Source organism: Staphylococcus caeli, from assembly GCF_051413795.1.
In the GTDB taxonomy this organism is placed as follows: Bacteria; Bacillota; Bacilli; order Staphylococcales; family Staphylococcaceae; genus Staphylococcus; species Staphylococcus caeli_A.
Genome location: NZ_JBOIRQ010000018.1, coordinates 41,082 through 54,370 on the forward strand (window position 1 = coordinate 41,082; position 13,289 = coordinate 54,370).

At 31.9% G+C, this 13,289-nt stretch carries 13 protein-coding genes; 11 read left to right on the plus strand and 2 right to left on the minus strand.

The features are described from left to right. Positions 1-3: 3 nt before the first annotated feature. The 5 genes from ACSULM_RS09715 (at position 4) to ACSULM_RS09735 (ending at position 5,776) form a co-directional block, all read left to right on the plus strand. Complete coding sequence (locus ACSULM_RS09715) at positions 4-1,065, plus strand: alanine/ornithine racemase family PLP-dependent enzyme (RefSeq protein ID WP_436862415.1); 1,062 nt, start codon at positions 4-6, stop codon at positions 1,063-1,065. A gap of 93 nt (positions 1,066-1,158) precedes the next feature. Then, complete coding sequence (locus ACSULM_RS09720) at positions 1,159-2,169, plus strand: ABC transporter substrate-binding protein (protein WP_436862416.1); 1,011 nt, start codon at positions 1,159-1,161, stop codon at positions 2,167-2,169. 12 nt (positions 2,170-2,181) lie between these two features. Then, positions 2,182-3,216: a FecCD family ABC transporter permease gene (locus ACSULM_RS09725; RefSeq protein WP_436862417.1), complete on the plus strand. Its 1,035-nt coding sequence runs from the start codon at positions 2,182-2,184 to the stop codon at positions 3,214-3,216. Between the two features lie 14 nt (positions 3,217-3,230). After that, positions 3,231-4,175 (plus strand): FecCD family ABC transporter permease, encoded by a 945-nt coding sequence (locus ACSULM_RS09730; protein ID WP_436862426.1) that lies wholly within the window; start codon positions 3,231-3,233, stop codon positions 4,173-4,175. A 227-nt stretch (positions 4,176-4,402) separates the two neighbouring features. Then, positions 4,403-5,776 carry a YjiH family protein gene (locus ACSULM_RS09735; protein WP_436862418.1) on the plus strand — a complete coding sequence of 458 codons (1,374 nt, stop codon included), beginning with the start codon at positions 4,403-4,405 and terminating at the stop codon, positions 5,774-5,776. 150 nt (positions 5,777-5,926) lie between these two features. Here the strand turns inward: ACSULM_RS09735 and ACSULM_RS09740 are convergent, their stop codons facing one another. Continuing rightward, a complete protein-coding gene (locus tag ACSULM_RS09740) occupies positions 5,927-6,244 on the minus strand; it encodes a heme oxygenase (RefSeq protein ID WP_436862419.1) in 318 nt (105 codons plus the stop codon). Between the two features lie 183 nt (positions 6,245-6,427). After that, positions 6,428-6,688, minus strand: coding sequence for a SunI/YnzG family protein (locus ACSULM_RS09745; protein ID WP_436862420.1), 261 nt, complete (start codon positions 6,686-6,688; stop codon positions 6,428-6,430). A gap of 178 nt (positions 6,689-6,866) precedes the next feature. Here ACSULM_RS09745 and ACSULM_RS09750 point away from each other — a divergent pair, with 178 nt between their 5' ends. From ACSULM_RS09750 to ACSULM_RS09775, 6 genes are all read left to right on the plus strand, one after another. Continuing rightward, complete coding sequence (locus tag ACSULM_RS09750) at positions 6,867-7,403, plus strand: metal-dependent hydrolase (RefSeq protein ID WP_436862421.1); 537 nt, start codon at positions 6,867-6,869, stop codon at positions 7,401-7,403. A gap of 84 nt (positions 7,404-7,487) precedes the next feature. Beyond that, complete coding sequence (locus tag ACSULM_RS09755) at positions 7,488-8,675, plus strand: UTP--glucose-1-phosphate uridylyltransferase (RefSeq protein WP_436862422.1); 1,188 nt, start codon at positions 7,488-7,490, stop codon at positions 8,673-8,675. Positions 8,676-8,690: 15 nt separating this feature from the next. Then, complete coding sequence (gene trhA, locus ACSULM_RS09760) at positions 8,691-9,371, plus strand: PAQR family membrane homeostasis protein TrhA (RefSeq protein ID WP_436862423.1); 681 nt, start codon at positions 8,691-8,693, stop codon at positions 9,369-9,371. A gap of 175 nt (positions 9,372-9,546) precedes the next feature. Then, complete coding sequence (gene sdrM / locus ACSULM_RS09765; protein WP_436862424.1) at positions 9,547-10,887, plus strand: multidrug efflux MFS transporter SdrM; 1,341 nt, start codon at positions 9,547-9,549, stop codon at positions 10,885-10,887. A gap of 163 nt (positions 10,888-11,050) precedes the next feature. Then, positions 11,051-11,509, plus strand: coding sequence for a SepA family multidrug efflux transporter (locus ACSULM_RS09770; RefSeq protein WP_436854840.1), 459 nt, complete (start codon positions 11,051-11,053; stop codon positions 11,507-11,509). 207 nt (positions 11,510-11,716) lie between these two features. Then, positions 11,717-12,781, plus strand: a complete 1,065-nt coding sequence (locus ACSULM_RS09775) for a P-loop NTPase (RefSeq protein WP_436862425.1) — start codon at positions 11,717-11,719, stop codon at positions 12,779-12,781. Positions 12,782-13,289: the final 508 nt, after the last annotated feature.

Consider the following 13,289-nt stretch of genomic DNA (forward strand, 5'->3'; position numbering starts at 1 on the left):
GCTATGGCTCAAGTACAAATCAATTTATCTAAAATTAAATATAATGCGCAAGTACTGTCATTATTATTTCAACAACATCAAATGCGCTTTACGCCTGTTATTAAATGTGTCGGTGGCGACCGGCGTATTGTTGAAATATTAAAAGACATAGGACTTACACATTTTGCAGATGCACGTATTGAAAATATTACGAAAAGTAGCGACGAAGATTTATCGTTTATGATGATTAGAAATACTAGCAAAAAAGAACTTGAATCGGTGGTAAGACATACTGAAATAAGTATTCAAACAGAATTAGAAACAATTCGCGAATTAAATGATATAGCTGGACAACTGGGTGTTAAACATTCAGTAATGTTAATGGTCGATTGGAAAGATGGTAGGGAAGGTATACTTACATATGATGTCATTCATAATATTAATGAAATTTTATATATGCATCACATACACATTGTTGGTTTAGCATTTAACTTTATGTGCTTTCAATCCATCATTCCTACTGAAGAAGATGTCGCTATGATTAATCAATTCGTAGATTCAGTCGAACAGGAAACAAATATGCGTTTTCAAATTATTTCTGGTGGGAATTCTAGTATGTTACCACAAATGTTATATCGCGATTTTGGAAAAATAAATGAATTAAGAGTGGGAGAAACATTGTTTAGAGGTGTAGAAACAACGACAAACCAACCGATTGCCTCACTTTATCAAAATGCAATAACGCTAGAAGCTGAAATAGTTGAAATAAAACCACGTATGGATCTTGCTATTGGTCGACCATATTTGCAAGCAATCGTAGACATAGGTAATTTAGATACTGATGTTGAAAATATAGTACCTTTACATCATCATATTAAAATTATTGGTGCTACAAGTGATCATGTCATGATTGACTTATGGAACCAAGAGCATTATCAAAGTGGAGATAAGATTCAATTTAGCTTAGGTTATAAAGCGTTAGCACAAAGTATGTATATGAATAACTTAGAGAAATACTATGTGTATGATAAAGCAATTGATCAACTTTCCCACAATATAAATACACAGAAAACAAAGCGCATATAAATTTTAATAAAATAATTAAAAATAATATTGACATTGAGAATCATTATCAATAAAATTAGATATGAACTTATACATATCTAAGGAGTGAAAACGATGAAACATAGTTATAAAATTATGGGTATCCTGTTTTTAACTTTAACAATGATATTATTGGCAGCTTGTGGTAGTGTCAGTGATACAGAGTCAAGTAAATCAAATAAAGATAGTGATGCTAAAGATGGTGTATCAATTAAACATGACGGTGGTACCACTAAAGTGGCTAAAGATCCAAAACGTGTCGTTGCGTTAGAATTCTCATTTGTGGATGCATTGGCTGCTTTAAATGTGAAACCAGTAGGCGTAGCTGACGATGGTGATAAGAATAGAATTTTAGAGCCAATTCGTAAAGAAATCGGTGACTATAAATCAGTCGGTGCACGTAAACAACCGAACTTAGAAGAAATTAGTAACCAGAAGCCAGACCTTATCATTGCTGATAGTAATAGACATAAAGGCATTCAAAAAGATTTAGAAAAGATTGCACCAACAATCATGTTACCAAGTTTTGATAGTGATTATAAAGATAATATCGAAGCGTTTAAAACAATTGCGAAAGCAGTCGGTAAAGAAGACAAAGGTAAAGAACGATTGAAAGAACATGATGCATTGATGGACAAATACAGTAAAGAAATTACACTTGATAAATCTCAAGAAGTCTTACCAGCTGTAGTATCTAAGTCAGGTTTATTAGCTCACCCAGAAAATACATATGTCGGCGAGTTATTAAAAGAGTTAGGATTTAATAATGCATTAAATAAAACGAAAACTGATCATCTTTCTAAATATTTGAAAGGACCTTACTTACAATTGAATTCGGAAGTACTATCAGATATTAATCCTGGTCGAATGATTATTATGGCAGACAAAGGTGAGAATGATCCTAATCTCAAAAAAGAAGAAAGCAACCCAGTATGGAAAGATTTAGATGCAGTGAAAAAAGATAATGTATCTGTAGTAGATAGAAATACTTGGGCACGCGCACGTGGTATCATTTCTTCTGAAGAAATTGCAAAAGAACTAGTAGAAATTTCTAAAAAAGAGAAAAACGACCAACAACAAAAGTAGGGTGACAGGTAAATGACTAAATCAAATAGCATTAACCAAACCAAATTAGTAGAAAAACAAATACAAAAACGCACAGCACTCACATTTATTGTGAGTGTGTGTGCGCTTTTTGTCATTATATACTTTAATTTAAGTGTGGGTGCATCCCACATCAAGTTTAAAGATTTTCTAGATTATGCATGGTTTCATGAACAAACAAAGCAAACATTTTTAATACATAATGTCAGAATGCCAAGAATGTTGGTAGGTTTATTTATAGGTGCAGCTTTAGGTGTTGCAGGTCTGTTAATGCAAGCAATGACACGTAACCCGTTGGCTTCACCACAAATATTTGGTGTGAACGCTGGTGCATCATTTGTTATTGTATTTATCACAATGCTAGCCCCAGTGCTCACCGAATATTCAACTATCCTAGCTTTTATAGGTGCATTTATTGGTGGTCTAACCGTTTATACCTTATCGGGATCAACAAAAGGGATGACGCCAGTTAAATTAGCATTAGCAGGTATGGCAATTCATTTATTTTTCTCAAGTATGACCCAAGGTATTATTCTTCTCAATGAAGATGCTACGACTACAGTAATGTTCTGGCTGGTAGGCTCATTATCTACAATTACATGGCCACAAGTCATAGGCATTATACCTTGGCTTGTTCTAGCCTTTATAGGTGTAATCATGATAGCTAAACAATTGACAATCATGGAATTAGGAGAAGATTTAGCAACATCATTAGGTCAAAACGTTAAACTGGTTAGAATTTTAACGGGATTATTAGTTATTGTGTTGGCGGGTACATCTGTATCTATTGCAGGGCCTATAGGTTTTGTTGGATTAATCGTGCCACATATTGTCAAACATCATATTCGTGCAGACTATAAATTAATGGTTCCATTAACAATGATTATAGGTGCAGATTTATTATTATTATCCGATGTTATGAGTCGATTAATCGCATTTCCGTTTGAATCTCCAGTAGGGATTGTCACATCATTTATAGGTGCATTGTACTTCTTATTCATTACAACGAGAGGAGTTGATAGACTGTGAATAGTCGACTAGCAATGCGATATGGTATTGTCGTACTATTATTGATCGCTTCTGCAATTGCTTCACTATCTGTCGGAGCAGTATGGTTAAATCCTGTTGAAGCGGTTAAGGGTCTAATACTTCAAGACAACTTTATATTAAATGAATACCGTATTCCAAGAATGATATTAGCTATTATTGTCGGCAGCAGTCTAGCTATTTCAGGTGCGCTCATACAAGGTGTTGTTCGCAATGCACTTGCATCTCCAGATGTCATTGGTATTACGAAAGGTGCCAGTTTGTCAGCAGTAACGATTATCATGCTATTCCCTTCAGCGCCATTATTCGTCTTGCCTTTCGGGTCGTTCGTTGGGGCATTGTCTATAAGTATAATTTTAAGCATACTTATCTCGAAATTTAACGTGAAAGGTTCCAAATTAGCTTTAATAGGTTTAGCGATTGGTGCAATTTGTACAGCAATTGTTCAATATTTGCTTATTCGTAACCCAATGGATGCAAATACTGCGCTTGTATGGTTGACTGGTAGTTTATACGGTCACAATATGTCACACGTTTGGATTATTTTACCATGGTTCATTATCGCTTTACCTATCATATATTATTATTGTCATCAGTTAGATATATTAACGCTGGGTGATGATATTGCTACTGCACTTGGTACCAAAGTAAAGCAAATTAAGATGATTTTATTATTATTGGCAGTTATTTTGGCTGGTGCATCAATTTCTGTCGTAGGTGGGTTAAGCTTTCTTGGTTTGATTGCTCCTCATATAGCTAGAAGAATTGTTGGACATAAACATATTCACATTACGATGATGTCTGGTTTAATAGGTGCACTTATACTTTCGATTAGTGATGCTTTAGCTCGAGGGATTCATCCACCTATAGATATACCTGTAGGTGTTATTGTAGCCATAATTGGTGTACCATATTTCTTATTCTTATTGCGGAAAATTTAAATTATTTTAATTAAAGTAAAGAAAATTCAGAAAAAAATTGCAAAAGTAAACGCTTTCATATAAAGTAGAATTAATTCTATGCAAAGGGAATTGATTCTACTTTTTTTACTATAAAACATAGGGGGAAATTGTGATTTATTTATTTACATAATTATACACTTTAAGGTATAATTATATCTGTTGTTTTTACATTACTAAATGAACTTGGTACCTAAGGGGGGAATATAGTGAACAAATATAGCAAATCACAAATTTTGCGCGGACGTCTCAAATTTATAATTATGTCTTTAATTGGTATTATTCTATTTTTAGTGCCTATAACTGTGACAGAAGACGGTGAGAAACAAACGTCTTTACCCGTAGCATATTTGGCTGGTTTATTAAAAGACTTAATTGGAAATGCAATGCCGTTAATTATCGTTTTAATTATCACAATATCAGGTATTTTATCTGTTTTATGTTCTACCGTTTTCAAAAATAAGTTGAAACCTAATGGTTTAATGTACAACGCATTTAATGTGAAATTGGTATGGTTGATTTTAAGAATTCTTGCAGTTGTTTTTGTATGGATGACGTATTTGAAAATGGGAACAGAAGTTATTTATTCTGAAGATACTGGTGGGCTTGTCTTTGAAAGTCTATTACCAACTCTAGTGACAGTATTTTTCTTTGCTGCATTATTTTTACCGCTACTAATGGAATATGGGTTATTGGAATTATTGGGGCCAATATTTAGGCCGATAATGAGACCATTGTTTACATTGCCAGGTCGTTCTACAGTAGATAACCTTGCATCATTTATTGGTGATGGAACGGTAGGGGTATTAATTACTAGTAGACAATATGAGGAAGGATTTTATTCTAGACGTGAAGCGACAGTTATAGCAACAACATTTAGTGTTGTTTCATTGACGTTTGCGATAGTAGTTGCAGATACTGTTCATATGCAAAAACATTTCTTCTATTTTTACTTAACGGTTATTGTTGCATGTTTAGTTTGTGCGTTTATTTTACCGAGAATTTGGCCGTTAAAGTCAATTAAAGATGAATATTCAAAAGAAGTTTCAGAAGAAATGAGAACTGAGAAACTGCCAGAAAATAAAACAGCTTTAGCTCATGGTTTTGATATGGCAACTGAAACAGGTATCAAAGCACCTGGATTTAAATCATTTTTTGGGGCTGGATTCAAGACAGTTATAGATATGTGGTTTGTTATTTTACCGGTAGTCATGAGTGTGGGGACACTTGCGACAATTATTGCTACATATACACCACTTTTTGCAATCATAGGTAAACCGTTTGTTCCATATTTAGAATTATTACAAATCCCAGAAGCAGCACAAGCATCTGAAACAATATTAATTGGTTTTGCTGATATGTTCTTACCGTCTATTTTGATAGAAGGTGTGGGTAACAACATTACATTATTTGTTGTTGGAGCGTTAAGTATTACGCAATTAATATACTTATCTGAAGTAGGTGGCGTGATCTTAGGGTCCAAAATACCAGTTAGTATTTTTAGACTCTTTGCCATATTCTTAATTAGAACAGTTATCGCGTTACCAATTATTGCTTTAATGGCGCATCTTTATTTTAATTAATAAGTACAATTAGAGGTTGAATTTTGAATAGGTTGCCTAATTATTTTGAATGAAATTAAAATCAGAGGTAGTGTGTGATTACACATTACCTCTGGTTTGTTATTGTTATGCATTATATATATTAATAGTTAGTATATTATTTTATATTTTTTAATTTGTAAGTTCTGACAAAATAGTCGCTTTTACTACTTTGTTACCCAGTACAGGTGATTCTTCATTTTTCGTGTTGGAGCGACCTGCATATGCTTCTTTGAATGCATCGCTATTCAACCAATGATTGAAATCTTCTTCTGTTTGCCACCAAGTATTTATATACATTTGATCATAGTCTGCTTCATCGTCTATGAGCCAAACCTCAATCTTATGAAATCCTTGTAATTCTTGAATTTTGCCACCTTGTGTAAATTTAGGCGCCATTTTCTCTGCAAATCCTTTTTTGACATCAATTCTATTCGTCACTACGTACATGGTGAACACCTTCTTTCTATATTATGGCTTTAGTATAGCACCGAAATTGAAGAAATGTAATTGATAACCATTATTGATTACGGATGTTTTTGATTAATTAGACAGTTAATATAAAAAAGCGATGAAGTACTGTGTGCGCACTTCATCGCTTCATATAGTTTAAAATCAAAGATTTATGATAATTTATTTAGTTAATTCGTTATAAACTTTTTGATCGTTTTGCGTGTAAATAATGTATTCATGGTCGTTAGTATCGATGATAACACGGTTTGTTTTACCAAAAGTAGAGCCGATTCTTGAAACTTTTTCTCTATCTAATTTTGGAACTTCATGGATATTTTGATCTTGTGTAATGTTTTTGATTTCATCTGTTGGAATCTTAATATCTGCTACTCTCCATTGAATTCTTACTTGATTGTTATCTTTTTTTACTGTCATTACCATTACTAGAACACATCCTTTAAATAATTTGTAGCTTTATCATACAACATGTTGCAACCGTTTTCAAGTAATTATGTGATACTTTTGGGAAAATGTGACATACTCAAAAATTTAACGAAAGTATGTTCGCATGATGAGGGGGAATATGCTAAAATATTGCTATAATTAAGGAGAAATAAAAATGACAGGAAAAACTCATTCATCGTGCGGCTTATTAGTCGGTACACTTGCGATTGAATATTTCAAAACTGATTTATTCACATCAACCACAATGCTTACGCTTGCAGTCATATCTAGTTTATTTCCAGATATTTGTCATACTCATAGTAAAATTGGTAGAAAGTTTAAAGTCATCAGTTTTTTTATAAGATTACTTTTTGGACATAGGACGTTTACGCATTCTTTGTTATTTGTTTGTATTATTGCTTGTTTACTGCATTTGATTCAGACTCCATACCATTATTTAATAACAATTATTCTTGGATTGCTTTCACATGTTATACTAGACATGTTAACGCCAAAAGGAGTTAAATTGTTTTATCCAATACCAATAAGTGTTAAATTTCCTGTGACTTTTAAAACTGGTGGCCTTGTGGATATTTCATTGGCTAGTGCACTGACTATAGGTGCTATTTATGTCTTATTTCAACCATACTTCAATCAATTATTTACGCATTGGTTATCATTCATGGTTGTACAATGTTTCATAATCATTTAGAGTACATATAGTGAAATTATATATCCGGGGTTCGAATAAGATATAATTTTTATTTAATCATTCGGGATATTGAGGAGAGAGTTTATGTTAGATAAGAAAACTTTAGAAAAATTTAATCAAGAACATCTTGTTGAATTTGAAAAATTAATGAGTACTAATGAAAAAGAGCAGTTATCTGAGAAAATAGATACATTGAATTTAGCTGAAATTGAAAAATTATATAATGATTTATACGTAAATAAGAAAATGATTGATGATGTTTCTTCTGTAAATGAAGTGAAATATGATGTGAAAGCCTCATTGTCAGACGAAGATATCGAGAAATATGAATCAATTGGACTAGACGCAATTAGACAAGGAAAATTTGCTGTACTATTAATGGCAGGTGGACAAGGGACAAGGTTAGGTTATAAAGGACCAAAAGGTTCATTTGAAATTGAAGATGTAAGTTTATTTGAAATTCAAGCGAAACAGTTGTTAGCACTAAAAGAACAAACTGGACAATTTGTCGATTGGTACATCATGACTAGTAAAATCAATGATAAAGAGACACAACTTTTCTTTGAATCTAAAAATTACTTTGGCTACGATAAAGAGCATGTGCATTTCTTTATACAAGATAATATAGTTGCATTATCAGAAGAAGGTAAATTGGTTTTAGATACAGATGGAAATATTTTAGAAACCCCAAACGGAAATGGTGGTGTATTTAAATCACTTGAAAAAGCAGGCTATTTAAAAGAAATGACAGACAGTGGTGTATCATATGTGTTTTTAAATAATATAGACAACGTGCTTGTTAAAGTTTTAGATCCATTGTTTGCTGGATATACATATCACAATGATATGGATGTTACTACGAAATCAATACAACCTAAGCATGGAGAAAGTGTTGGAAGATTAGTTAATACGAATCATAAAGACACTGTATTAGAATACTCAGAATTAGAACCGGAAATTGCTAATGAATTTAACAATGCTAATATTGGCGTACATTCATTTAAGCTTTCATTTATTAATGACGTAGTCGATAATGCATTACCATATCATTTAGCAATTAAAAAATTGAAACAATTGGATGATGATTTTGGTGTAATAGAACAGCCAACACTAAAATTTGAACTATTCTATTTTGATATCTTCCAATATGCACATAGTTTTACGACATTACAAGTTCCGAGAGAGGAAGAGTTTTCTCCACTTAAGAACAAAGAAGGCAAAGATAGCGTTGAAACAGCTACAGCTGATTTAAAACGAATGAAAATGATATAAGAAGGTGGATGCAGAATGTCTGATTCAGTACAGGCTGATAATAAAGTTACTAAAGCATTTAAAGATATTATTCCACTAACCTTTGGTGAAGAGATTGGAAATGCAGTATCGCATGGTGTAGCTGCATTTATCGCATTATGTGTATTACCATATGCAGCGATACATAGTTTTTTGAACTTTGGTGTCTTAGGTGCATTTAGTGTTTCAATTTACGTTATAAGTATCTTTTTAATGTTTATTTCTTCCACTGTATATCATGCAATGCCTAATCATTCATCTCATAAATTTATATTGAGAATTATTGACCATAGTATGATTTATGTTGCCATTGCAGGTACCTATACTCCGATTTGTCTCACATTAGTCGGTGGTTGGATGGGATGGACTGCAATGGTTGTATTATGGGGCATCACGATATGGGGGATTTTATACAAGTCATTGGCTAAAAATGTGAATCATAAACTTAGCTTGATCATGTATTTAGTAATGGGATGGATTGGAGTATTGTTTTTACCTACTATTATTTTCGATTCGTCATTAGCATTTATGCTCTTTATATTGTTTGGTGGTATTTCATATACTGTAGGGGCATGGTTTTATGCTCAAAAAGAGCGCCCGTACTTTCATATGATATGGCATTTCTTTATTGTTATAGCTTCGGTATTTCATTTTATAGCAATAATTTACTTTATGTAATTAGGATAATACTGTTAGTAAAGTCAATTGGCTTTACTAACAGTATTTTTTAGATTGATATGACTTTTTAATAGGTCAGTAGTCGTATTTTTTAAAAATGTTATTGAACTTAAAGAATAATCATGATTAAGTTGTTATTAATTCGACATGAAAGATACAAAGGTAGGAAAGTTATATGAACTTAAAATCATTAGGTATTATCGTTGCGTTGATATTAATTATGTTTATGTCAGCAATAGAAACATCAATTGTGTCACTAGCAATGCCAACAATTAAAGAAAATTTGAATGTGTCTACGTCTATCTCATTAATCTTTGCTGTTTATTTTATGGCTATTGTGATTGCTAATCCTATAGTGGGTGAAATGTTAGATCGTACAAAAATAATTTATATTACTCTATTTGGATTAATGTTATTTATGTTAGGAAGTTTGTTTTCAGGGCTTAGTGGTACCTTTACTATGCTTGTAATTTCAAGGTTTATACAAGGCCTAGGTGCCGGTGTAATGATGGCATTAAGTCAAATTGTGCCAAAGTTAGCTTTTGAAATACCATTAAGATATAAAATAATGGGGATTGTAGGAAGTGTCTGGGGGATTTCAAGTATAATCGGACCAGTATTAGGTGGAGGTATTTTAGAGATTGCTACTTGGCATTGGTTATTTTTTGTAAATATACCAATTGCAATTTTGGCAATGATTCTCGTAATATTTACATTCCACTTCGAACATGAACAGACGACAACAACTAAAAAACTAGATGTAAAAGGATTATCACTATTCTATATTTGTGTATTTGGTTTGATCTTTGCTGTTATGAATAAGTCTCATTTGTACTTTAATGTAATTGCAATCATAGTAGTCATTGTTTTAGGTATTATGTTATTTAAATATGAACAAAAACAGAGGACACCATTTATACCTGTAGAAGAATTTAATAAAACGATTGTTCTGATATTCTTTACTGACTTTGCATATGCAATCATATTAATGGGTTATAATTTATACATGCCTATATATTTACAAGAAAACATCGGTTTATCGCCGTTACAAAGTGGTTTTGTGATATTTCCTATATCAATTGCATGGCTTATGCTTAACTTTTCATTAGATAAAATAGAAGCCAAACTTTCACAAAAAGTACTATACATAAGTTCTTTTGCATCATTAATGCTGTGCGGAAGTTTAGTACTAATAGGTACACACTCTCCACTTTTTATCGCATTTAGTTTATTACTTGCGGGAGTGAGCTTTGGTACTGTTTATACAAAAGATAGTGTGATTACACAAGAAGAAACTTCACCAAAAAATATGAAACGTATGATGTCATTATATACCTTAACAAAAAGTCTTGGAAATTCTATTGGCGCAACAATAATGGGATATATTTATGCTATGAATTTCGTATTTACAACATTGCATATTCATAATGTTATTATAACTAGTTTGTTCATACTATTAATCTTAGTGGTTTTATGGTTTTCGGTGAATAGAAGTAAAATGAAACATTCGCATTAATTAAATATTGTGAAGTTTTAATTGCTATTATGTAAATTTTACTTATTAATTGTCTGTAGTTGGTAGTAAGTTGTTATAATGGTAAAATAAAAATCGACTAATAAGAAATATTTTTGTGAGTAGTGAAGTGATAGATTACTAAAGAGAGGGAGGACAGTAAGCAATGAAATATTTAAGATATTTATTAACAACGCTTATTGTACTTTCAGTATTTATTATTTCTGGCGCAATATTTTTAACTTTTTTGGGATTTGGTTTGTATGGCTTAAGTAGAATATTAATTTATTTTCATCTAGCTTATTTTGGATACAACAAAAGTTTCTATGACAATCTTATCTATTATGGTAGTTACATTGTGTTGGGATATTTCAACTTATTTATAATTGAAAATCTTATGGATTATTTTAGAAAGAAATTACCTGAAAATCCGTACTTTAAAGGATTAACGTACCAACTTATAACATTTACAGTAACTACGTTGCTATTTTATTTCATCGTACATGTTCATTATGCATATATAAATATTGATTTTTGGGTCATCGTATTGATTATTGGATTGCTATTTATATGCAAAGAAATCTTTTATCCAGACAGTAAGAATTTAAATCAGAAAAACAGATAATAATCGAGTTTTAACATATAGATAGAGGATGTATATTATTGTGTTTCAATTAAAGCAGTTAATCATTTATTCTACTAGAAGAATGAATTGAGCTAACTGCTTTTTTATTATGTGAATTATATTTATACTAGAGACAAAGTATTTAAAGCAAACTTTAGTTTTGTTTGTTAGAATGTAATTGATATTTAAATAAGAGGGGGACGCTTTGTGTTAACGAAAGAGCAAGTAAAAGCGCTAGTTGGAGAATTAAAAGATCCAATTATAGATGTACCATTAAAAGAAACGGATGGAATCGTTGAAGTTTCAATTAAAGAAGAGAAAGAGCATGTTAGTGTCAAAGTTGCTATGGCTCAATTAGGTGGTCAACCACAATTAGATTTACAAATGGCTATAGTAGAAGTACTTAAAGAAAATGGGGCAAACACTGTTGGTATTCGATTCGAAGAGTTACCTAGTGAAGTAGTGGAACAATATCGTGGTGTAAGCAATAATGAGAACCAAACAATTGAAGGTTTGTTATCTAAAGATAATCCAGTTGAGTTTATTGCAATTGCCTCTGGTAAGGGCGGCGTAGGTAAATCTACAGTAGCAGTTAACCTTGCTGTTTCACTAGCAAGAGAAGGAAAGAAAGTTGGACTCGTCGACGCAGATATTTATGGATTTAGTGTTCCAGATATGATGGGTATAGATGAAAAACCGGGTGTACAAGGTAAGGAAATTATACCAGTAGAGCGACATGGCGTTAAAGTCATCTCAATGGCATTCTTTGTAGAAGAAAATGCACCAGTTATATGGAGAGGCCCTATGCTAGGAAAAATGTTAACGAATTTCTTTGTAGAAGTGAGATGGGGAGATTTAGACTATTTAATCTTAGACTTACCACCAGGTACAGGTGACATTGCGCTAGATGTTCATACCATGTTACCTTCAAGTAAAGAGATAATAGTTACGACACCGCATCCGACAGCAGCATTTGTCGCAGCACGTGCTGGTGCAATGGCTAAACATACGGAACACACGATCTTAGGTGTTATAGAAAATATGTCTTATTTCCAAAGTAAAGAAACTGGAAATAAAGAATATGTATTTGGCACAGGTGGAGGCGAAAAGCTTGCCGAGGAACTCCAAACTGATTTATTAGGTAAATTACCACTTGAACAACCATCATGGAATCCAAAAGATTTTGCACCTTCAATTTATCAAGCAGATGATCGATTAGGAGAAATATATCAGAATATGGCACAACAAATCATTACGAAAACGACGAAATAGGATTTTTGAATTTAGTGGATAGAAATTAATTTAATTTCTATCCACTTTTTTATTGCAATTTTCTAGAATGATGGTAGAATAATTTCTTGTGGCAAACATTTGAAATTGTGTTTGTTGCAAAGGGAAATAAAAATAGTAATTAAATATTGACATTCATTTATATAATTGATAATATATAAAAGTCGTCAAAAACGGCGATATCACAAGTCAAAAGAAATTTTGAAAAGTGTAAAAAATATACTTGAAATAATATAAATAATAATTTAATATTATTAAGGTAGTATTAATTGCTAGTTAAATATATTAAGTTTTTGTTGACAAGTTATTAACAAAATGATAATATATTAAAGCAACTGAAAAAATGAACATTGAAAACTGAATTGCAATATGTCAACGTTAATTCCGAACGCAACATTAAAATTGTTGGTTCAAAACAAGTGTTAGAGATAACACAAATTAGTATTTTATGAGCTAATCAAACATCATAATTCATTTATGGAGAGTTTGA